The organism is Arthrobacter sp. 05T420 (assembly GCF_056396305.1).
This window is the reverse complement of record NZ_JBFTLG010000003.1, coordinates 170029-191472: the sequence shown is the minus strand read 5'-3', so window position 1 is coordinate 191472 and position 21444 is coordinate 170029. Positions and strand designations below refer to the sequence as shown.

General features: G+C 66.4%; 18 protein-coding genes. 3 read left to right on the top strand and 15 right to left on the bottom strand.

Annotated elements, in window-relative coordinates:
* Window positions 1–78: 78 nt before the first annotated feature.
* The 11 genes from AC1DEM_RS04860 to AC1DEM_RS04810 form a co-directional block, all read right to left on the bottom strand.
* Entirely contained in the window at window positions 79–474 is a 396-nt protein-coding gene (locus AC1DEM_RS04860) for an FKBP-type peptidyl-prolyl cis-trans isomerase (protein WP_476883380.1), read from the bottom strand.
* Between the two features lie 48 nt (window positions 475–522).
* Window positions 523–1458, bottom strand: coding sequence for an FKBP-type peptidyl-prolyl cis-trans isomerase (locus tag AC1DEM_RS04855; RefSeq protein WP_476883379.1), 936 nt, complete (start codon window positions 1456–1458; stop codon window positions 523–525).
* Between the two features lie 111 nt (window positions 1459–1569).
* A complete protein-coding gene (pafA, locus tag AC1DEM_RS04850; protein WP_277526983.1) occupies window positions 1570–2934 on the bottom strand; it encodes a Pup--protein ligase in 1365 nt (454 codons plus the stop codon).
* Between the two features lies 1 nt (window position 2935).
* Window positions 2936–3643, bottom strand: a complete 708-nt coding sequence (gene prcA, locus AC1DEM_RS04845; RefSeq protein WP_476883378.1) for a proteasome subunit alpha — start codon at window positions 3641–3643, stop codon at window positions 2936–2938.
* A 1-nt stretch (window position 3644) separates the two neighbouring features.
* Window positions 3645–4487: a proteasome subunit beta gene (gene prcB / locus AC1DEM_RS04840; RefSeq protein ID WP_476883377.1), complete on the bottom strand. Its 843-nt coding sequence runs from the start codon at window positions 4485–4487 to the stop codon at window positions 3645–3647.
* Window positions 4488–4573: 86 nt separating this feature from the next.
* Entirely contained in the window at window positions 4574–4777 is a 204-nt protein-coding gene (locus tag AC1DEM_RS04835; protein ID WP_090581157.1) for a ubiquitin-like protein Pup, read from the bottom strand.
* Window positions 4778–4867: 90 nt separating this feature from the next.
* Window positions 4868–6541 (bottom strand): depupylase/deamidase Dop, encoded by a 1674-nt coding sequence (gene dop / locus AC1DEM_RS04830; RefSeq protein ID WP_476883376.1) that lies wholly within the window; start codon window positions 6539–6541, stop codon window positions 4868–4870.
* Window positions 6538–8349, bottom strand: coding sequence for a proteasome ATPase (gene arc / locus AC1DEM_RS04825; protein ID WP_476883375.1), 1812 nt, complete (start codon window positions 8347–8349; stop codon window positions 6538–6540). The genes dop and arc overlap by 4 nt, the downstream gene beginning before the upstream one ends.
* Before the next feature lie 84 nt (window positions 8350–8433).
* Entirely contained in the window at window positions 8434–9507 is a 1074-nt protein-coding gene (locus tag AC1DEM_RS04820; RefSeq protein ID WP_476883374.1) for a tRNA (adenine-N1)-methyltransferase, read from the bottom strand.
* A gap of 102 nt (window positions 9508–9609) precedes the next feature.
* Window positions 9610–10797 carry a site-2 protease family protein gene (locus AC1DEM_RS04815; protein ID WP_476883373.1) on the bottom strand — a complete coding sequence of 396 codons (1188 nt, stop codon included), beginning with the start codon at window positions 10795–10797 and terminating at the stop codon, window positions 9610–9612.
* On the bottom strand, window positions 10790–11551 hold the full coding sequence (locus AC1DEM_RS04810; protein ID WP_476883372.1) for an HAD family hydrolase: 762 nt from the start codon (window positions 11549–11551) through the stop codon (window positions 10790–10792). The genes AC1DEM_RS04815 and AC1DEM_RS04810 overlap by 8 nt, the downstream gene beginning before the upstream one ends.
* Window positions 11552–11715: 164 nt before the next feature.
* Here AC1DEM_RS04810 and AC1DEM_RS04805 point away from each other — a divergent pair, with 164 nt between their 5' ends.
* On the top strand, window positions 11716–12621 hold the full coding sequence (locus AC1DEM_RS04805; protein WP_476883371.1) for a PAC2 family protein: 906 nt from the start codon (window positions 11716–11718) through the stop codon (window positions 12619–12621).
* A 26-nt stretch (window positions 12622–12647) separates the two neighbouring features.
* Here the strand turns inward: AC1DEM_RS04805 and mshC are convergent, their stop codons facing one another.
* Entirely contained in the window at window positions 12648–13940 is a 1293-nt protein-coding gene (gene mshC, locus AC1DEM_RS04800; protein ID WP_476883370.1) for a cysteine--1-D-myo-inosityl 2-amino-2-deoxy-alpha-D-glucopyranoside ligase, read from the bottom strand.
* A 15-nt stretch (window positions 13941–13955) separates the two neighbouring features.
* A complete protein-coding gene (locus tag AC1DEM_RS04795; protein ID WP_476883369.1) occupies window positions 13956–14789 on the bottom strand; it encodes an undecaprenyl-diphosphate phosphatase in 834 nt (277 codons plus the stop codon).
* A gap of 51 nt (window positions 14790–14840) precedes the next feature.
* Between AC1DEM_RS04795 and AC1DEM_RS04790 the strand changes: the two genes are divergently transcribed.
* Together AC1DEM_RS04790 and AC1DEM_RS04785 are read left to right on the top strand one after the other, a co-directional pair.
* Complete coding sequence (locus tag AC1DEM_RS04790) at window positions 14841–15776, top strand: aldo/keto reductase (protein WP_277526973.1); 936 nt, start codon at window positions 14841–14843, stop codon at window positions 15774–15776.
* 62 nt (window positions 15777–15838) lie between these two features.
* Window positions 15839–17206 (top strand): alpha/beta hydrolase, encoded by a 1368-nt coding sequence (locus tag AC1DEM_RS04785; protein WP_476883368.1) that lies wholly within the window; start codon window positions 15839–15841, stop codon window positions 17204–17206.
* On the opposite strand, the gene AC1DEM_RS04780 is transcribed toward AC1DEM_RS04785, so the two are convergent.
* A complete protein-coding gene (locus AC1DEM_RS04780; protein ID WP_476883367.1) occupies window positions 17196–18473 on the bottom strand; it encodes a N,N-dimethylformamidase beta subunit family domain-containing protein in 1278 nt (425 codons plus the stop codon). The genes AC1DEM_RS04785 and AC1DEM_RS04780 overlap by 11 nt on opposite strands.
* A 331-nt stretch (window positions 18474–18804) precedes the next feature.
* Window positions 18805–21114 carry a bifunctional lysylphosphatidylglycerol flippase/synthetase MprF gene (locus tag AC1DEM_RS04775; protein WP_476883366.1) on the bottom strand — a complete coding sequence of 770 codons (2310 nt, stop codon included), beginning with the start codon at window positions 21112–21114 and terminating at the stop codon, window positions 18805–18807.
* Between the last annotated feature and the right edge of the window lie 330 nt (window positions 21115–21444).

Below are 21444 nucleotides of genomic sequence, written 5' to 3'. Positions count from 1 at the left end.
CCAGGGGCAAAATCAGCGGGCATATTCAGCCGGCCAAATCAGCCGGCTAACTCAGCCGATGCTGCAGCGTGCTGTGCCTTAGCGGACGGCGACGAGGTCCACGACGAAGATCAGGGCCTCGTTCGGGCCGATCGCTCCGCCGGCGCCACGGGCTCCGTAGGCAAGCTCAGAGGGGATTTCGAGACGGCGGCGGCCGCCGACCTTCATGCCCAGCAGGCCCTGGTCCCAGCCCTGGATGACCTGGCCGACGCCGACCCGGAAGTCCAGCGGCGCGCCGCGGCCCCAGGAGGCGTCGAATTCCTCACCGGTGGACCAGGCGACGCCCACATAGTGCGTGGAAACGGTATCGCCTGGCTTGGCCTCGGCGCCGTCCCCCTCGATCAGGTCGGTGATGACCAGTTCGGTGGGAACGTCTCCTTGGGGGAAGTCAATTTCCGGCTTCTCGCGGTCGAGGTCGCGCTGTCCAAATGACATGGTTACTCCTTTGAGGTGACGTGTGGTGGTTGCGGTTGTTGGGCTGGGTTACTTGACGCCGAGGATGTCGACCACGAAGACGAGGTCGCCCTTCGCGTCGCCCTGGCCCTGATCACCGTAGGCGAGGGCCTTCGGGACCACCAAAAGGACGCGGGAGCCGACCGTCTTGCCGGTCAGGCCCTGGGTCCAGCCCTTGATGACACCGGTCAGCGGGAAGGTGGCCTTCTTGCCACTTTCAAAGCTGGAATCGAAGACCTTGCCGGTGGCCAGGGCCACGCCGACGTAGTTCACGGTGATGGTGTCGGTCTCCTTGAGGGCCTGGCCCTTGCCGGTGATGAGGTCCTGGGAGATCAGCTTGGTGGGCGCCTTGACGCCGGCGACCGAGATCTGCGGGACGCCCTTGTCGTTGTCCTTGACGGTCGGCAGGCCGGCCGGCGGGGTGACGGCGTCGCCCGCAGGCTTGTCCAGAACCGGAGGAGCGTCCTTGGCGGAGAGCACTTTGACGACCAGGAGTTGCGTCGGCTTGGCCGCGGTACCCCCGGCGGCGGCCTGGCCGGGGACGGCCAGGGCGATATGGGAGCCAATCTTGGCGCCCACGAACGCGTTGTAGATCACGGGGCTGCTGGTCTTGAGCTCGTCGTTCAGCTCCAGCGGCTCGGGATCTTTCGGGAAGGTGTCTTCGAGGGTGGAGCCGTCCTTGCCGTTGAAGGCAACGATCGAAATGTTGGCAATCTGGTTGGCCTTGACCCGCTCCCCGCTGCCCTCGGTGACCACCTTGACAGTGGGTTCCTTGACGTCGAGAGGTTTGGTGAACTCGACACCGGGGGCCTTCTTGTCACCCTTCTCGGTCAGTTTGACCGAGTCCAGCTTGGCGGTCTCACCCGCGGACTGGCTGGTGGGTTCCGGAGCCGGGGGCGCTTCGCTGCCGCCGCAGGCGGTCAGCAGCAGCAGTCCGGGAAGGAGAATTGCTAGTAGTCGGCGCACTTGGAAACTTTCGTCGAGGCAGGGTGGACTCAGTGCCGTTCGGTTTCCCGTGGCAAAGAAAGCAGCGACCGCAAGGCGGCCCTACCCCAGAATAACGTGCCAAGCTGGGTATCAGCCCATCGAGTCCAGCAGCGCATCCACCCGGTCGTCCACGCTCCGGAACGGATCTTTGCACAGGATCGTCTGGTGGGCGCGGTCGTTCAGCTTCAGATGGACCCAGTCCACGGTGTAGTCGCGGCCGAGCTCCTGGGCACGCCGGACGAAGTCGCCGCGGAGTTTGGCACGCGTGGTCTGCGGCGGGGCGTCCACAGCATCCTTGACCGCGGTGTCGTCCACTACCCGGCGCACCGCCCCGCGGGCTTGGAGCAGGTAGAAGAGCCCGCGGCCACGGGAAATGTCATGGTAAGTCAGGTCCAGCTGCGCAATCCGGGGCGCGTCAAGGCCCAGCCCGTGCCGTTCCCGGTAGTTGTCCATGAGCTTCTTCTTGATGGCCCAGTCCACTTCGGTATCGATCGTGCTCGTGTCGCCGCTTTCGATGGCGTCGAGGGTGCGCTCCCAGAGGTCCAGGATCATCGGCACGTGCGGGTTGTGCGCGCCGTGTTCGGCGACGAATGCCGTCACCTTGCCCAGGTACTCGCGCTGGATTTCCAGGGCCGTAAGCTGCCGGCCGTTGGCGAGCCGCACCAGCGCCCGGCCGCTGAGGTCGTGGGAGATTTCCCGGATGCTGCGGATCGGGTTCTCCATCCGCATGTCGCGCATGATCACCCCGGCCTCGATCATCCGCAGGATCAGGTCCACCGTGCCGATCTTGAGCAGGGCGGTCGTTTCGGACATGTTGGAGTCGCCCACGATCACGTGCAGGCGCCGGTAGAACTCGGCGTCGGCATGCGGCTCGTCCCGGGTGTTGATGATGGGCCGGGAGCGGGTGGTGGCGGAGGAGACTCCCTCCCAGATGTGGTCGGCCCGCTGGGAGAAGGCGAAGGTGGCACCGTGCGGGGTCTTGAGGATCTTGCCGGCGCCGGCGATCAGCTGGCGGGTGACGAGGAACGGGATGAGGATCTCCGCGAGCCGGGAAAATTCCCCGCGGCGCGGGATGAGGTAGTTTTCGTGGCTGCCATAGGAGTTCCCGGCCGAGTCCGTATTGTTCTTGAACAGGTACACGGTCCCGTTGAAACCCTCCGCCGCCAGCCGTTCCTGGGCTTCGTCCACGAGGTCGCAGAGGATCAGTTCCCCGGCGCGGTCATGCGCGATCAGCTGGGCGAGGTCGTCGCACTCGGCAGTGGCGTATTCCGGGTGGGATCCGACGTCCAGGTAGAGGCGTGAGCCGTTGGTCAGGAAGACGTTGGAGGACCGTCCCCAGCTGACCACCTTGCGGAAGAGGTAGCGGGCCACTTCCTCAGGCGCTAGCGGCCGGGACTCCGGACTTGAATAGGAAATTCCGAATTCGGTTTCGATGCCGAATATGCGCTTGTCCATCTCACTTCTCCTCAGCCAGCAATGCCACGATGTCCGGATCCTCGAGCCGGCGGAACGCCCGGCGGGTGCCGCGGCCGCTTTCAGATCCCCGGTCCAGTACCGCTACTTCCAGTGCGGATACGGGCAGGGTGGTGTTTTCCTTGTCTGCGACGAGCCCGGCGAGGGCCAGCCGGATGGCGCCCGCGAAGTCGAGTTCACCCTGCCAGCCCGCCGCGACAGCCTCGGAAACCTTGTCCGCCTGGCCGCCCATTACGATAAAGCCGTGCTCATCGGCAATGGACCCGTCAAAGGTCAGCCGGTACAGATGATCCGCTTCCTGGGTCTGGCCGACTTCGGCCACGGCCAGTTCCACCTCGAAGGGCTTCTGTTCGGCCGTAAACACCGCGCCGAGGCTCTGCGCATACACGCTCGCGAGGCCGCGGGCCGTGACGTCCTCGCGGTCGTAGGAATAGCCCCGGACATCCGCGTACCGCACCCCGGCTTGCCGCAGGCTCTCAAATTCGTTGTACTTTCCGACCGCCGCGAACGCGATTTTGTCGTAGATCTCGCCGATCTTGTGCAGCGACGGGGACGGGTTCTCCGCCACGAGTGCAATCCCGTCCCGGCAACTGATCACCACCACCGAGCGTCCGCGGGCGATGCCCTTCCGTGCGAAATCCGCACGGTCCTTCATCAGTTGTTCGGGGGATACATAGAACTGCTGCGTCATCTCAGGCCTCCCGCTGGGCGACGGCCCGGGATTCTATGACGCGGCCGGCCACCGCGGCGAGATCGCGGTCCGGGACCCGGAACGCGCCCGTTCGGTTCACGATGTACACCACCGGCCAGAGTTGCCGGACCGGGTCCGGGCCGCCCGTGGCCGAGTCGTCGTCGGCGGCGTCGTACAGTGCCTCGACGGCGACCGCCACGGCGTCCTGCTCCGAGAGGCCGGGGCGCCAGAGTTTTTTCAGTGCGCCGCGGGCGAACATCGAGCCGGATCCCACGGCATGGTGCTCCTGCTCCTCGTAGCGTCCGCCCGTGACGTCGTACGAGAAGAGCCGGCCGAAGCCTGCAGGCCGGTCGAATCCCGCGAACAGGGGCACCACGGCGAGGCCCTGCATGGCCATTGGCAGGTTGCCGCGGACCATGGCGCCGAGCCTGTTCGCCTTGCCGTCCAGGCTGAGCAGCGTGCCCTCGATTTTCTCGTAGTGTTCCAGTTCAACCTGGAACAGCCGGGTGATGTCCAGGGCGATCCCGGCGGTTCCGGCAATGCCCAGCACGGAGTACTGATCGGCGGGGAAGACTTTCTCGATGTGCCGGCTCGCGATCACGTTGCCCATGGTGGCGCGGCGGTCCCCGGCCATCAGCACTCCCCCGGCGTATGTCATCGCCACGATCGTGGTCCCGTGCGGGACCTGGAGCGGCGCTCCCGGCTGGGCGGCGTACCCGGTGCCGGGCAACTGGTTGAAAGGCACTTGGCCGAAGGGCATTAAGTCGGGCCGTTCGCGCTGCAGATGCTCGGTGAATGAGGACGTCGCGTTGGCTGCTACTCGGTTGGCTGTTGTTTCCTGCACTAACGCTCTCCCTCAACGTGGTGGATCAACGACACTTCCGGCCCGTAGCCCCTCCCGCCGCCCTCATCCGGCGGCCGGCGGCGCTCCTACTGGCCGCCCTTTTGGACGAATGCGCGGACGAATTCCTCGGCGTTGGACTCCAGCACGCCGTCGATCTCGTCGAGGAGATCGTCCACGCCCTGGGTGGCTGCTGACGCCTGGGCGTCCCCTGGGGCCGGCGGCGCGGCGGGGACGTCCTCGTCAACCTCGGTGTCCCGCGACTGCGGCTGCTGCTGCTCCTGGCCTGCCATTGTTTTCTCCTTCATGTCCGTCCCTTTTCTCCTAAGGGACATCCTGTAGCAATAGTGCCACGCTCGGGGCGCCCGCGGGGGGCTTTATTCCTACGAACCGGGGCTGAGCCCCAGCAGTTCGGCCAGGAACGTCCCCGCCTCCCGGTGCCGGGCAAACAGGGCGCCTGTCAGGGCTTCAGTTCCGCGCAGCGGCTCGCGGGTAGGGACCCGCTGGAGCCTGCCGCGGCCGGGGAGATCGAAGATCACCGAGTCCCAGCTGGCCCCCGCGAGGTCCGCGCCGAACCGGCTGACGCACCGTCCGCGGAAGTACGCCCGCGTGTCCGACGGCGGTTCGGTCACCGCACGGGCGATCGCGGCGTCGTCCACGATTCGCTGCATCCGGTCGCGGGCCAGCAGCCGGTAGTAGAGCCCCTTTTCGGGGCGGATGTCAGCCCACTGCAGGTCCACGAGGCCCAGCCGCGCGTTGTCCCAGCCCAGGCCGTCGCGTTGCCGGTAGCCCTCCAGCAGGGACAGCTTGGCGAGCCACTCCACCGAGGAGGCGGCCGCCGCCCGGTCGCTGCCGAGTTCGCTCAACGTGGCCGCCCACCGTTCCAGGACCTCATGGGTGTGGCCGTCACCGTCCACAGCGTCCGCGACGCCGGTGTCCTGCGCATGCTTCGAGGCGGCCTCCAAATAGATCCATTGCAGGTCCAGGGCCGTGATCCGCCGGCCGTCGCCCAGGCGCAGCAGCGCGGTGAGCGAGGTGTCGTGGCTGACGGCCTGCAGCGCAGCGACCGGCTCGTGGATTTCAATCCGGGGCGCCAGCCCTGCCTCGATCAGGCTCAACACCATGGCGGTGGTGCCGAACTTGAGGAAGTTGGACGCTTGGCTGAGGTTGGCGTCGCCGATGATGACGTGCAACCTGCGGTATTTGTCCGCGGTGGCGTGGGGTTCGTCCCGGGTGTTGATGATGGGACGGCGGATGGTGGTTTCCAGGCCCACTTCGGTTTCGAAGAAGTCAGCACGCTGGCTGATCTGGTAACCGGCCCGGGCGCTGTCCTGTCCGAGTCCCACCCGCCCGGCACCGCAAATGATCTGCCGGGTGACGAAAAACGGCGTGAGGCCGCGGACGATCTCGCCGAACGGCACCGCGCGGGGCATCAGGTAGTTCTCGTGCGAGCCGTAGGAGACCGACTTGTTATCCGTGTTGTTCTTGTAGAGGTTGACCGGCGGCAGGTCGGGATCGGCGGCCAGGCGCCGGACGGCGGCCAAAGCCACCAGGTCACCGGCGGCGTCCCAGGTGACGGCGGCCCGGGGGTTGGTCACCTCAGGGCTGGAATACTCCGGATGGGCGTGGTCCACGTACAGCCGTGCGCCGTTGCCCAGCACCATGTTCATGAGCAGCGTGCCGGCCTCGTCCTCACCGTCGGCCTCGAGTTCCTGCCGCCCGTAGGCGAGGGCGATCGCCTCGGCGTCGAGGACGGGAGGCTGGTCGGTGAGTTGTTCCGGGTCGGCGCTGCTGCGCTCCAGGGTCCACCCGCGGGCATCGTGCAGCGGCTCTTCGTCGGTGTAGTCCCACCGCGTTTCGGCGCCGCCGGCGGCGCGTTGCCGGGTCACCTGGGCGTACGCCTGAATGACCCGGGCGGACATCATCGTGGCGTTGGCTCCGGGGGCCGAGGGCGCGTGGATGCCGTATTCGGTCTCCGAGCCCATCACCCGCATGGCCCCGCCGACCGGCAGGCCGCCGGAAGTGTCGGCGGGCTTGCCGGGGACGACAGCCGTCATAGGTACTGCCCTGTGCTCGGCATCGTCTCGATGGACTTCCCGGGCTCCTGGCCGGCCTTGCCCTGGACGATGGTGCGGATGTACGTGATGCGTTCGCCCTTCTTGCCGGAGATCCGGGCCCAGTCGTCCGGGTTGGTGGTGTTGGGCATGTCCTCATGTTCACGGAATTCGTCCACGACCGCCCGGAGCAGGTGGTCGATCCGCAGGCCCTTCTGCCCGATGGTCAACAGGTCCTTGATGGCGTACTTCTTGGCCCGGTCCACGACGTTCTGCACCACGGCGCCGGAATTGAAGTCCTTGAAGTAGAGCATTTCGGTGTCGCCGTTGGCGTAGGTCACCTCGAGATATTCGTTGGACTTCTCCGTGGAGTACATCGCCTCGACGGTCCGCTGGACCATGGCGTCCACCGTCGCCTGCACGTCGCCGCTGTGCTCGGCGAGGTCGGTCTCGTGGAAAGGCAGGTCCGTGGTGATGTATTTGTTGAAGATGTCGGCCGCGGCCTCGGCGTCAGGCCGCTGGATCTTGACCTTGACGTCCAGGCGGCCCGGGCGCAGGATCGCCGGATCGATCATGTCCTCCCGGTTGGAGGCGCCGATCACGATCACGTTGTCCAGCCGTTCGACGCCGTCGATCTCGCTGAGGAGCTGCGGGACAATAGTTGTTTCGACGTCGGACGAAATGCCCGTGCCGCGGGTGCGGAACAGGGAATCCATCTCGTCGAAGAACACCACCACGGGGCTGCCCTCGGACGCCTTCTCCCGGGCGCGCGCGAAGATCAGCCGGATGTGCCGTTCGGTCTCGCCGACGTACTTGTCGAGCAGCTCTGGTCCCTTGATGTTCAGGAAATAGCTCTTCATGTCCGTCTTGCCGGCGCGCTCGGCGGCCCGCGCGGCCAGCGAGTTGGCGACGGCTTTGGCGATCAGCGTCTTGCCGCAGCCGGGCGGGCCGTACAGCAGGATGCCTTTGGGCGCCTTCAGCCCGTGCTCCCGGTACAGGTCCGGGTGCAGGAACGGCAGTTCGACGGCGTCGCGGATCTGCTCGATCTGCGGGCCCAGGCCGCCGATGTCCTGGTAGGTGATGTCCGGAACTTCCTCGAGCACGAGGTTCTCCACCTCGGAGCGCGGGACCTTTTCCAGCGCGTAGCCGGTGCGTGAATCGATCGACAGTGCGTCGCCGACCCGGAGCCGCTGGGCGAGCAGGGCGCCGGAAAGCCGGATGACCCGCTCCTCGTCGGCGCGGCCCACTACCAAGGCGCGGTCCGGCCCCAGCATCTCCTTCAGCGTGACGAGGTCGCCGGCCCGTTCGTAGCCGAGTCCGGCGACCACCATCAGGGCCTCGTTAAGCAGGACCTCCTGCCCGACGGCCAGCTGGCTGATGTTGACCAGCGGGCTGATCCCCACGCGCATCTTGCGGCCGGCGTTGAAAATATCCACGGATTCTTCCGTGGCTGCCTGTCCGCTGTTTCCGGCCGTCGGCTGCCGCTTCGGGTTGAGCTGGAGGATTGTGCCGAAGCTGTATGGCGGCTGTCCCTCCTGGTCGAGGGCGTTTTTCAGCCGCAGGATCTCTGCCTTGGCCGTTTCCAGCATGCTGACCAGCTTGGAGTTGTTCTGGGTCGCAGCGGCAAGCTGGCGGTCGATGTGGCGGAGCTTGTCCCGGAGGATGTTGACCTGCCGCTCTGCGACGGACAGCTCACTGGTGGCATACCGGTCGCCCTCGCCCGCTGCGGCGCGGCCCGCGCCCGTGCGTGCGGCAGCATCCGCTGCGTCCTCGGCCGGTGTGCGGCCCGGGTCAGTATTCGGAGTCTCCATCGTGCATCAGCCCCTTCCTGCTCTTCTGTTAAGACCATAGCCCTAAGAAGGCGGGTGCCGCTGGAGACATCCGAAATATGCTGCCTAGTTCGTTATCTCCGGGGCGTCGACGACGTTTGTTCCGGCGATTGCGTCCCGGGCGGCGCGCCGCAGCTTCTTGTCCGAGACCGCGCGTTCGCCGACGGCGCCCGGGGTCCAGGCATTGACGTCTTCTTCGTTAAAGTCGGTCTTGGAGGGGCGGCGTTTCACCGAAATTCCGGTGACGCCGTCGGCGAGGCGGCGGGTTACCAGCAGGAAACCGGTGTGCGCGACCATGCGGTGGTCCGGGCGTACGGCCAGGCCCTCGAGGTGCCAGCCGCGGACCATGGATTCCCACGCGTCGGGTTCGGTGAAACGTCCGTCTGCCCGGATGGCTTCGGCTGTCCGCGAAAGCTGCGTCACAGTCGCGACATAATTGATCCACACTCCGCCGGGTGCCAGGACCGTGGCGACGGCGTCGAGGCATTCCCACGGGGCGAGCATGTCCAGGACCACGCGGTCCACGGAGCCGGGCTCCTCGGTGCGCACCACTTCCTCCTGGAAGTCGCCGAGCGAGATCTTCCAGGCCGGGTGTGGGCCGCCGAAGATGGTCTCGACGTTGCCGCGGGCGATGTCCGCGAACTCCTCGCGGCGCTCAAAGGAATGCAGGTAGCCGTTGTCCCCCACCGCGCGCAGCAGGGAGATGGACAGGGCGCCCGAGCCGACGCCGGCTTCAACAACGCGCGCGCCGGGGAAGATGTCCGCCATGGTCACGATCTGGCCGGCGTCCTTGGGGTAGACCACGGCCGCGCCACGCGGCATCGAGAGTACGAAGTCCGAGAGCAGCGGGCGCAGGGTCTGGTACTGCTGGCCGACGTTGTTGACCACCACGGAGCCGTCGGGCTTGCCGATGATCTCGTCGTGGTTCAGGAACCCGCGGTGGGTGTGGAAGGCTCCGCCGACTTCGAGCGTGATGGTGTTCATGCGGCCGCGTTCGTCCGTGAGCTGGACCCGCTCGCCCTCGCGGAACGGTCCGCGGCGGCGCGCCGCGCCGGTCGCGCCGGTCGGGGTGGTCGCGGCAGTTTTGTTTCCCGCGGGGGTGATGGCGGTGTTAGTGTCTGCGGCGGTGTCGCTGCTCATGAAGATGTTCCTCGCTCCTGTAAAGCTGTGTGGCCGCGGACATGCCGGCGGGCACCGGTCCTTGCGCGTGGGGGGCCGGAAAATCACGACCGCCCAGTAACTCTACCGGTTCTGCCCCTGGTTCTGGCGTTCGTTCCGGTACTTGCCTGTAATGGCACGCAGGACGGCGGACTGGCGCAACAGACCGGTGACCGCGCCCTCGCGGTCCACCACCGCGTACTCCTTGCCTTCGAGCTGGGCCAAGTACTGGACCAGCTCCTGGCCCTTGGACCATTCGGGGACATAGGCGCCGGCGCCAAGGGGGTACGAGACCGCGGTCAGGGTGGTCGCTGCGGCCAGGGCGGCGGGCACGGTGGCGGCGGCTGCGGCGTCGACGATGCCCACGGGCCGGCCATCCCGGTCGCACAGCACCACGGTGGGCCTTCCTGCCGGCGCCAGGTCCTGGAAGTCGGCAACAGTAGCGGTTTCCGGAAGTCCAACGGCGGGTTCGGCGAGGGCCGCGGCGTCGACAAGGTACAGCCGGCCCCGCAGGCGGGCCTGCTGGATCGACGCCGATGCGCCCATCCACAGGAAACTGCCCACGAGGGCGGTGATGAGGGTGAAGGAAATATCCGGTCGTGCGCCGCTGATCAGGGGCAGGACAATGAACCACAGGGCCAGGCCGATCACGATGATCCGGCCCGCCCAGCCGGCGGCGATGGTGCCCTTTTCCTGGCTGCCGGTTACTTTCCAGACGGCCGACTCGACCAGTCGGCCGCCGTCCAGCGGGAGGCCGGGAAGCACGTTGAAGATGCCGATCAGCAGGTTGGCCCACACAAAGATGTTGGCCAGGATATCGGCCACGCCGCTCAGGTCCCCGTACGCGAGCGGGAGCCAGCCTGCGCCGGCCAGGACGAAGTTCGCCGCCGGGCCTGCCATTGCTACCAGGACGGAGCGGCCAGGTGAGGCAGTGAAACTCTCAAACTGGGTGTGGCCGCCCCAGAGGTTGAGGACAATTTTCTCTGTGGGCCAGTGGAACAGCTTGGCGGTCAGCGCGTGCGCGAGTTCATGTGCCAGCACGGAAATCAGGAGCAGCAGCGCGTAGGCGAAGGCGACGAAGAAGGCGGTGACGCCGAGGCGCGGGTTGTTGCTCTGCAGGACCGGGCCGTACGCGATCACAGTGAAGGCCGCGATGATGAACCAGGAGTACGCCAGAAAGACCGGGATGCCGGCAATGCGGCCCAGCGGGATCCCCTCCCGGCGGCTGGCCGCCCTCTTGCCGGGCTGGTCCTGGCTGCCGGTGTCAGCCACGGGGAAGACTCCCGGCCGAGAGGGCGGTTGGCTCCGCCGCGCGCCCGAACGTGGCGTCCGGGAATTCATGCCGGAGGGCCACGAGATCTTCCAGGTCCGCAACTGTGCGGCCTTCGAGGGTGTCCCAGGTGGCGCGGCGGGGATCGTGCGGGAGGGGCAGGATGTGCGGGATGGCGACCGTGACGACGCCGGAGGCGACCGCGGCGGCGACCCCCGGCACGGAATCTTCCAAGGCCACGCAGTGGTGCAGGCCAAGTTCCGGGTCCTGCTGTTGCAGGAGCTCAACGGCCGTCAGGTAGGCCTCCGGGTGCGGCTTCCCTTGCGTGACGGTGTCCCCTGTGACGAGGAACTCGAAGTAGGGCTCCGGCAGGCTCGCAACGATCTCCCGCGCCAGCGGGGCCTCGGACATGGTGACAAGGGCGCAGCGAACACCGGCCCTGTATAGCTCATCGAGCAGTTCGCGGGCACCGGGGCGCCAAGGAACGGAGTTCCGGACCTGGCTGATCACATGGGCAGTGAGGGTGTCGATGATGTCGCGCCGTTCCATCGCCACGCCGGCTTCCTGCAGGATGCCCGCGGAAAACGTCAGGGCCTGTCCCACCAACTGCAACGCCTGGGCCTGGGACCATTGTCCGCCGTGGGCTTCTACGAGGGCGCGCTCGGCTTCGATCCAGTAGGGCTCGGTGTCGACAATGGTGCCATCCATGTCCCAGAGCGCTGCTTTAAGGAGGGGCCGGGAAGCTGAGGATCGCATGCCTTCCAGTCTACGGGGAAGCCCGCGGCGGGGCGCCCGCGCTACGCCTACGGCGAATTCGGCCCGCCCGGCCGTGGGATTCCTTGCGGAAGTTGGGCGGAAATGGGGAACGCGCAGCGCCCGATTGCCTGCGCCGGGCGGGGTCTTGGACGTAGGGTGATGGCATGAACAGCTTCGAGGCAGACCCCACCGAACCAGGCGCCGTCTCCGAGCCGGAGCGGCTGCTGCAACCCGTCCCCGAGGGCCGGAGCATCACCGTCATGCTGGCGGCCTTTGAAGGCTGGAACGACGCCGGGGAGGCCGCCAGCGATGCCCTGCGCTATCTGAACAAGCTCTGGGGCGGCAAGAAGGTAGCGGCAATCGACGCCGACGAGTACTACGACTTCCAGTTCACCCGGCCCACGATCCGGCGGACGGCGGCCGGTGAGCGGAAGATCAAGTGGCCCTCTACGCGGATCTTCAAGGCCAGCGTCCCCGAGTCGAACGTGGACGTCATCTTCGTCCAAGGCACCGAGCCGTCCTACAAGTGGCGTGCCTACACGGCGGAGCTGCTGGTGCACGCCGAGGCCCTGCATGTTGACTACGTCATACTGGTCGGTGCCCTGCTGGCCGACGTGCCGCACAGCCGGCCGATTCCGGTCAGCACGTCCACGGACGACGCCGCACTGCGTGAACGGATGGACCTGGAGGCCTCGCAGTACGAGGGTCCGGTGGGGATTGTGGGCGTGCTCGGCGAGGTGGCATTGCTGGCCGGCCTCCCGACGATCTCGCTCTGGGCGGCCGTGCCGCATTATGTCGCCCAGGCCCCTTCACCGAAGGCGCAGCTGGCCCTGCTGCACCGGATCGAGGAGTTGCTGCAAGTCCCCCTGGACACCACGGAACTGGTGGAGGAGGCCGACGCGTGGGAGCGCGGCGTGGACGAGCTCGCCACCGAGGACCCCGAAATTGCGGCGTATGTCCGCCAGCTGGAAGAGGCCAAGGACACCGCGGACCTCCCTGAGGCCAGCGGAGAATCGATCGCCCGCGAATTCGAGCGCTACCTCAAGCGCCGGGGCAAGGACAAGCCCTAGCAGCAGGTTTTGCTGCGCGTGGACGGCTAGAGTTCGACGCCCAGCAGGGCGTTGACGGCGTCGCTGACCAGCGCGGCGTCCGTGGCCGAGGCGGTCCCAGGGGTTTCCAGTGCGATTCTCAGGGCGGACTTGGCCCAGGCGTCCACGGCGGCAAGCGCGCCGGGCGCGTTGAGGTCATTGGCGAGCTCAGTCCGCAGCTGGCCGATCAGGGCCGCTGCGGACCCGTCGGGAGCCGCGGTGAGGGCTTCGCGCCATGTGCGAAGCCGGTCTTTGGCTTCGGTGAACCCTTCGGCGGTCCAGGACCAGTCCGTGCGGTAGTGGTGGGCCAGGATCGCCAGGCGGATCGCGGCCGGCTCTTCGCCGTCGGCGCGGAGCTTGGAGACCAGGACCAGGTTGCCCTTGGACTTGCTCATCTTCTCCCCGTCGAGGCCCACCATCCCGGCGTGCGCGAAGTGGCGGGCCAGCGGCACGCCGGCCAGTGAGTACGCGTGGCCAGCGCCCATTTCGTGGTGCGGGAAGATGAGGTCCGAGCCGCCGCCTTGGACGGTGAACGGTTTGGGCAGGTACTCCTGGGCGATCACGGTGCATTCGATGTGCCAGCCGGGCCGTCCCTCCCCCAGTTCGCCGCCGGGCCAACTGGGCTCGCCCTCGCGGGCAACCCGCCAGAGCAACGGATCGAGGGCCTGGCGCTTCCCGGCACGGCCGGGATCGCCGCCGCGTTCGGCGAAGAGTTCCAGCATTTCGGCGTCGGAGAGTCCGGAAATGGACCCGAGGGTCCAGGCGTCGACGGCGTCGGTCGAGTGCTTGCCGGCCGCCTCGACGTCGTAGTAGACGTCGCCGTCGGGCTCGCCGCCGGTGCCGCGGACGCGGTACGCGAGTCCGTTGTGCAGGAGGCGCTCGATGGCTGGAACGATCAGGGGGACGGCCTCGACGGCACCGATGTAATGATCCGGGGCGAGGACGTTCAGGGCCTCCATATCGGTCTGGAAGAGCTCGATCTGGCTCGCCGCGAGTTCGCGCCAGTCGACGCCGGTGGCCGTTGCGCGCTCCAGGAGGGGATCGTCGACGTCGGTCACGTTTTGGACGTAGGCGACTTGCTGGCGGCCGTCCCGCCACGCGCGGTTCAGGAGGTCGAAGGCGACATAGCTGGCCGCGTGGCCCATATGCGTGGCGTCATAGGGGGTGATGCCACAGACATACATGGACTGCTCGCCCGTGGCCTCAAGGGTGACGATGCCGCCCTCGGCGGTGTCGAAAAGGCGCAGGGCGGGCATGCTGCCGGGGAGCTGGGCAACGGGACGGGAGATCCAGGATTTCACAGTCCAAGCCTAGTGCTAGGCGCTGATGACATTGAAACCGAGCAGCAGGAACAGGGACATTCCCAGGAGGATCCGGTACCAGACAAAGAGCCGGTAGCCGCGGGTAGAGACGTACCTCAGGAACCAGCCGATGATGACATAGCCCACAATGAAGGCGATCACAGTGGCCAGGGCCGTTTCCGGGAGCCCGTAGGGGCCGGTGATGCCTTCCTTGGAGACCACTTTGTACAGCTGGTACAGGCCACTGCCGAACACGGCAGGGATGGCCAGCAGGAACGAGTAGCGGGCAGCCGCCTCACGGGTGTAGCCCATCAGGAGTCCGGCGCTGATGGTGCCGCCGGAGCGGGACACCCCGGGGAAGAGGGCCAGGGCCTGCGCCAGTCCGTAGTAAAGGCCGTGCTTGTAGGTCAGCTGCGTCAGTTCCCGGTCCTGCCGGCCGACGGTGTCTGCCACCGCGAGGACCATACCGAACACGATCAGCATGGTCGCGACACCCCACAGGCTACGGAGCACGGACTCGATCTGGTCCTGGAACAGCAGGCCAAGGACGATGATCGGAACGCTGCCCAGGATAACCAACCAACCCATGCGCGCATCCGGGTCCTGCCGGGACACTTTGCCGCTCAGCGAACCAGACCACGCGCGGATGATCCGCAGGATGTCGCGCCAGAAGTAGACAATCACGGCCGTCTCGGTGCCCAGTTGGGTGATAGCCGTAAAAGCCGCACCGGGGTCTGACGCCTCCGGCAGGAAGGAGCCGACAATCCGCAGATGGGCGCTCGAGGAAATCGGGAGGAACTCGGTCAGCCCTTGTACTAGGCCCAGCAGAGCCGCTTGTATCCAGTTCACGTTTATAGACCCTACGTTATGAAGCACGGCGACTCCCGTAAGCTTGCTGGCATGCAGCAGCGTTATGTCGGCAACAGTGGGTTGCGCGTGTCCGCCCTATCCCTTGGCACCATGTCCTGGGCCCGGGAAACCGAGGAACAGGATGCCGCCGCCCTTGTGCGGTCCTTCGTCGATGCCGGCGGAACCCTGATCGACACTGCGGCGTCGTACGCCGACGGTCAGGCCGAGGCGATGCTCGGCGGAATGCTGGGCGACGTCGTGGCCCGTTCCGAAGTGGTGATTTCCACTAAGGCCGGACTGACGACGGCGGACGGGCGGCGCAGCGTCGACACGTCGCGCAATGGCATGCTCTCCGGGCTTGACGCGAGCCTTGCCCGCCTGGGAACCGACTACGTGGATCTCTGGTTCGCCCACGCCTGGGATGCGAATGTGCCGCTGGAGGAGACCCTGTCAGCGCTGGACCACGCCGTGCGGTCCGGCCGGGCGCGTTACGCCGGTGTCTCCAATTTCAACGGCTGGCAGACAGCCAAAGCCGCGGCCATAGCGGGCTTTCCCCTCGTGGCCAACCAGTCCGAATACTCGCTCCTGCAGCGCAGCGCGGAGATTGAGCTGATTCCGGCCATCGAGGACGCGGGGCTGGGCCTGATGGCCTGGGGTCCGATCGGCCGCGGAGTCCTGAGCGGAAAATACCGCGGGCACATCCCCGGGGATTCCCGCGCCGCCAACCAGCGGCTCGCCACGTACGTGGAACCGTATCTTGAGGGGCCGGCGTCAAGCGTGGTGGAGGCCGTCGCCATGGCGGCGAAGGGGCTCGGCCGGACGCCCCTGGATGTGTCGCTGAGCTGGCTCCTGTCCCAGCAGGGGGTGGCAACCGCGGTGGTCGGGCCCCGGACACCGGTTCAGCTCAAGGAGATCCTGGATTCGGCCCTCGCGCCGCTCCCGCCGGAGATCGCGCAGGCGCTCGAAGACGTGTCCGACCCGGCCTGAGGCCGGGGTAGCGTTCGGGCTTTTCCGGGCTTATTCACGGCTTGCTCCCTTATTCTTGGCCCATGAACCTTCAGAACCTCGCGATTACCACCGGCGTCGTGCCTGGGGTTCTCTATGTCTTGGCGGCGGCGGCCCTCGCCTGGCTCGTTTGGGGGCGCCGCCGGCATCTGTCCCGCTGGGTTCCGGCCGCGGCAGTGGTCGCCGGCCTTCTGTGCATCCTGGTGTGGCTGTTTTCGGAGCAGGTGTGGAACCTATGGGGTTCCCCGCTGCCGAAACGCGTCTACGCCTATGCCGGCGTCGGCATCCTGGCCCTGCTCCTGGTCGTGCCCAAGATCCTAGATCTGCGCCCGGTGCCGGCGCGCATCGCCGTGGTGCCTGCCGCTCTCGTCGTCGTCCTGGCCTCGGGGTCGCTGATCAACCAGAACTTCGACTACTACCCCACCCTGGGCTCAGTCTTTGGGGACACCGGCGTCAAAATGGAAAGCCTGGAGCAGTTCAAAAGCCAGGAAGGCCGCGACCCTGTACCAAAGACAAAGCGGAGCGACTCCCCCACCACTCTCGCGAACTGGACCCCGCCGGAGGGCATGCCGAACCAGGGGATGGTGGTCAGTGCATTCATCCCTGCGCCCATCTCCCATCAGGCCTCCTCGGCCGCCTTCGTGTACCTGCCCCCGGCATACCTCGCCACGCCGCGGGCCAATCTTCCGGTCCTGGTGCTCATTCACGGCGTCCCGGGCGGGACCAGCGACTGGATCCGCAACGGCCGGATCGGGCAGTTCATGGACGACTATGCAGCCTCACACAAGGGCCTGGCGCCGGTGGTTGTGATGCCCGACGCCGGCGGGAAGTGGGCCAGTTACCCGCCTCTCTGCATGAACACCAGGCAGGGGCAGGCCGGAACATACCTGAGCCAGGACGTCCCCAACTGGGTCAAAGCGACCTTCGGGGCAGGCACCCACTCCAGCAGCCAGTGGGCCGTCGGAGGTTTCTCCTACGGCGGGACGTGCGCCATGCAGCTGGCCATGAATTACCCCCGGGCCTACCCCACTTTCATCGACAGCTCGGGCGAAAGCCAGCCGACCATCAGGCAGGGGCACCAGGTTCTCCTGCAGCAGTACTTCGGTGGCAGCGCCGCTGAGTTCCAGAAGCAGAACGCCCTCGATGTCATCAAGTCCCGGAAATATCCGTTCACCGCCGGCATCATCACCGTCGGCACCGACGATCAGTTCTACCGCCCCCAGGGAAACCAGGTCTACCAGGGCATGAGGCAGGCAGGTATCAACGTCCAACTCCAGGATGCACCCGGCGGGCACGCGTGGCCGGCCTGGAGATACGGCGTGGAGAACAACATGGACTGGCTCATGACCCGCCTCGGCGTTGCCAGCCAAGCCGCGTATCCCCTGGTATCGTCGGCCGCTGTCACCGGCTGAGACTGCGTGCGGACCCCGAGACGGCCATGGGACGGTGGCCGAGAGGCCCGCGCGCCGCTGCGCGGATAATATTCTGTGTGACCTGGAAGGCGAAGGTCCGGGAGCGGGCCGGGACAGCTTCATCAGTCTGGGCCTGGAGCCAGTTAAGGGTGCCCATGTCCAGCACACCCGCGCCGGACCCGGCCGTATAGAAGGTCGAATCTGACCAGTCGTGGGAGGCATGCGCCCCGGCTGCCGGGGAATGGGCAAAGATCAGGAGGTTTCTGGCGTGGGCAAATGCAGGCTGCTTTGCCGTCGGGTAAAGCCGGTCAATTTCACCGCCAGTAAGACCTGCGTAGGTGTCGCCCCGGGCAGCACCGGTGCCAGCGAAGGCGAAGAACCCGGGATCTGTCACGGTGAACATTCCCGTGACGTCGAGGTTGCCGTAAACCGAGCCCGTCAGTGTCGATTCCGGGTCGGGGTCGGGCTCCTGGCGCCACTGCGTGGTCGTGGCATCGGGGTGGCTCAGGCGGTCAGGATCCAGCCGAGCCTTGCGGTAGCAGACCAGGACGCGGTCCTCCCCTGTGTAGGAAGCCTCGAGCCGAGTACGCCAATAGACGTTGTTCGCGCCGAAAAAGACAATGTTGCTGCCCGTGTCCCTGGCGCCCTCGACGTTACGGCGGAGTTCCGGCGACCAATATTCCGAATGGGCTGAGAAAATCACGGCTGCGGCGCCGCGCACGAGGCCCGGGTCTGCGCTGATCCTCGCCTCGGTGGTGTACACGAAGTTGATCTCGGTATCTTCGATAGCCTCCGCGGCCCGGATCAGCGGAGCATCATGACGCCCAACCTCTTGGAAGTTCAGATACGGCCGGTCAAAGGAGACTTTGTAGGACCGGTCAGCCGATCCATGATTCGGTCCTGTGTAGAGCGAATACCCGCCCCATTTGTTGTACGCCTGCATGGTGCAGTCGTTAAAAACCAGCACAGACTTACCCACCACGGACGTCGACTCAACGACGAGCGGGATCATGTGGTCCCGCCCGGAACCGCCGGTCAGCACCAGGTAGTACAACCCCTCGGGCCATCCGGTCGTGTTGATCGACGTCGTTACGCGCCAATCGCAGGAGACCATCCCTGTCACCCGGTCAAAGGTGGTGGGCTGCTGCCGCCAGACCGGCACTGGTGCGGACGCCCACACCAGGCGCTGGCCCGCCCCGGCATAGTGCCCGATCCGATAGGCCTTGATCCGGATACTGCGCAGAGTGGAGTTGACATAGACGTCCACGATGCGCCGCCGCGCGGTGGATGCATGCTGCCCCAGGAACCCTTCCAGCGTGCGGGTGGCCGACCAATTCGATTCGACATCCCTCCACGGGGTGCCGGGCAGCCGGTTCTCCCCGACCGTGTTAAACCCAGCCTCCGGTTCGGGCGTGCCCCGCGGGGCCGATGCCGCGGGTGCTGGGCCTAAGGGTATGCGAAGCCAACGCTCACTCGATGCGGCCTCTGCGGCGACCCAAGCCAGTCCGGCGATTCCAGCACGGATCACGGCTCTGCGGTCAGGGAGGTAGCCGTTCACGCCTATCGTCGCCTCGATTCACGCCGCTGGTTTCATTTGCTCAGCCGATGACTCCGCGCAGCAGCCGGGCCGTGTGCCGGATGGACATGGTGGGCATGTAGGCCTCGGTGAGCGCACGTCCGATGACCGGTAGCGCCAAGGGGTCGTGGTACACCATGTACAGCGTCCGGCGGCGCGGGTTGAAGCGCTGCTTGAAGGCGGCCAGGGACCGGAATCCATAAACGGGTTCCAAGGCCGCGCCCAGCCAGTCCAGGAACCGGCCGACCGCTGCGCCGTCTGACGGTCCGCTCGCCGCCTCGCCGTCACGGACCGGCGCCAGCGGAGACCCGGACAGGGAAATTTCCTCCATGGTGCCGTTTAAGTGGAGAACCGCGGAGGCAATAAGGAATTCCATCACGCCTTTGAAGCCGTCCGGGCTTCGCCGCATGAAATCGAGCGTGCGCCCTGTGACGTCACCATTCTTGAACACCGGGAGCCAACTGGTCACGCCGTGAACCTTTCCCGCCGAATCCACAGCCAGGCACAGCAGCACGTTCTCATCCTTGAGTTCCTCGATGCCGCCCAGGGTGAATCCCAACTCCGGCAAGGTCTTTTCCGAGACCCACTCTTCGGATATTTCGTGGACCTGGGTTCGCAACGTTCCCGTGAGCTCGGCGTAGGTGGACCACTGGGCCTCCACGGACAGTTTTCGGGCCTTGTTGAGGGCCGTGCGGACTCCCTGCCATTCCTTGCCCTTGAATTCGACGTTGCCTAGCGGCAGCAGGGTCTCCTCGGCCACCCTCACGCGGTTAAATCCAAGGTCCCGCAACAGGGTCCAGTGCTCATCGGTGACGGAGTACCAGCACGGGGAGAGCGACTGCTCGGCGCAGAAGGCGGTGAACTCCTCAATGGCCTTCTCGAAATCTTCGGGTTCGCCGAAGGGTCCGCCAACCGTCAGGGCCACGTTGTAGTGGATCTGGTAGCCGATGCCCACGGTCTCCGCGCTGTTGAACCAGTACCGGTTGTTGGGCCAAAGGGCCATCCAGGACAGCGAGCCGCCGCCCTGCCGTACCAGCCGTCGGGCCAGGGAGATGCCGCTGTCTGCCCGGAGGTCCCGAAGGTGGCGGCTGACGAACATGGCGAGGATGCTGATGAGGCAGATCAGCCAGAACGCGGCGCCACCGTAGCTGAAGATCAGGGGCGACCACACGCCATGCGGGTATACCGACACCGAGTACCGGAAGGAAAACGGGTACGGCAGGAACATCTTCGGCAGGGTGGCCAAGAGGGCAAGCAGGCCGGCCCGGTGGTAGTAGTTGTCCTCGGCGAACCACGCCACCACGTACCCAGTGACAAACACCGCGAAGACACTGGCCAGCAGGAGCAGTGAGCGGCGGCCCAGAACCGGATCGGCGTCGACGTTGAAGTGTCTGCGGGCCCCAAACAGGGCAGCCGCGATGAGCAGGGGCACCAAAACCACCGGAAGAACTTCCGCGATGCCCGAGTCCACGGAGAGTACCCGTGACCCACTCCGCAGAGAGGTTCCGAACTGGGCGAAGAGCTGCAAGTAAATGGCGGAGAGAACACCGATCACCAACTGGACCGACATGGCCACCCACAGGGCAGCCCGGTTTCCCCGGCGGAGCCCTTCCGCGCAGACCAGCAGCAGGACCAGGGGAACCAGCGAGAGGGCTTCGCCGCCAGGCCCGCGTAATCCCGGGCTCTGAATGATCTGAAGGCAGGAAAGGTCGACGGCTGCTGAGCAGTTCGCCTGCAAATCGTTGATCGTGGGGATGGGGTTGACAACCAAGTTCCTGAGGACCGCCAGCGGCCCGGTGGGCACCTTCGCCAGGCTGGCCAGGACCGGGCCTGCGGCAAAAACCGCCACCACCATTGACAGGAGCGCCCTGACTTCCCGGCTTGTGGAATGGACAAAGTGGCGGCCTCCGTGCCGGCCGCCCATCACGGCGCCGATGCCGAGTCCGCACGCGACTCCGAGCAGGCTGTCAAGGTTCTGCGGATGCCCGATATACAACAGCAGCATCACCGTCACGGAGATGCTCACGGACCGGATCCTCCGGCGCCAGAGAGCGCTGATCCGCGGGCTTGCTGCCATGACAGCGGCCAGAGACGCAGCGTAGGGCCCCAGCGGCGCCGGGTGACGCAGCGTGGCCAGCCATTCGCTGCCCATGGCCGCACCGGTCCAGACCACTGCAAAATACAGGAGCAGTGCGCCGAAGTGCCCGCCCACGAACGCGACGGCGGTCCGGCCCCATCCCATGGTGACTTCCGCCAGGCCGACGCACCCCAGGATCACGGCGGTTGCCAGGACGTACGAGGCGAGCGGTCCGGGGAATAAGAAGGAGGTCAACAGCGGCCCCCACTGGCCGCGCAACAGCAGATCTGGGCTTACGGACAGGGCTGACCCGAGCCCGGGAGGAGGTCCTGAAATCACGGAGCCGGTAACGACTCCAACCGTCCACATCACGACGGCAAGGGACAGAGCCAGCGGGATCCTGATGATGCTCCGCGCCAGCCGCCCCAAGAACCGGACAGGCCGTCTCCGCCGGACACGGTTCCCGGCCGCAGAGGATCCGTCCGTGGGGACCAAGGCAACGGCGAGGTTTACCGAGGGGACGTCGCTAACACGGGTCCCGGGCAGGTTCACAGTGCGCCATGGTGCAGGCAACGACAAACCTCC

What these genes read in the sequence shown, in the direction of transcription:
- prcA (WP_476883378.1), bottom strand. Translation starts at nt 3,643, where the DNA reads ATGACGCAGCAGTTCTATGTATCCCCCGAACAACTGATGAAGGACCGT.
- AC1DEM_RS04785 (WP_476883368.1), top strand. Translation starts at nt 15,839, where the DNA reads ATGAACCTTCAGAACCTCGCGATTACCACCGGCGTCGTGCCTGGGGTT.
- pafA (WP_277526983.1), bottom strand. Translation starts at nt 2,934, where the DNA reads ATGGACAAGCGCATATTCGGCATCGAAACCGAATTCGGAATTTCCTAT.
- AC1DEM_RS04835 (WP_090581157.1), bottom strand. Translation starts at nt 4,777, where the DNA reads ATGGCAGGCCAGGAGCAGCAGCAGCCGCAGTCGCGGGACACCGAGGTT.
- AC1DEM_RS04810 (WP_476883372.1), bottom strand. Translation starts at nt 11,551, where the DNA reads ATGCGATCCTCAGCTTCCCGGCCCCTCCTTAAAGCAGCGCTCTGGGAC.
- AC1DEM_RS04805 (WP_476883371.1), top strand. Translation starts at nt 11,716, where the DNA reads ATGAACAGCTTCGAGGCAGACCCCACCGAACCAGGCGCCGTCTCCGAG.
- dop (WP_476883376.1), bottom strand. Translation starts at nt 6,541, where the DNA reads ATGACGGCTGTCGTCCCCGGCAAGCCCGCCGACACTTCCGGCGGCCTG.
- arc (WP_476883375.1), bottom strand. Translation starts at nt 8,349, where the DNA reads ATGGAGACTCCGAATACTGACCCGGGCCGCACACCGGCCGAGGACGCA.
- AC1DEM_RS04860 (WP_476883380.1), bottom strand. Translation starts at nt 474, where the DNA reads ATGTCATTTGGACAGCGCGACCTCGACCGCGAGAAGCCGGAAATTGAC.
- AC1DEM_RS04790 (WP_277526973.1), top strand. Translation starts at nt 14,841, where the DNA reads ATGCAGCAGCGTTATGTCGGCAACAGTGGGTTGCGCGTGTCCGCCCTA.
- AC1DEM_RS04820 (WP_476883374.1), bottom strand. Translation starts at nt 9,507, where the DNA reads ATGAGCAGCGACACCGCCGCAGACACTAACACCGCCATCACCCCCGCG.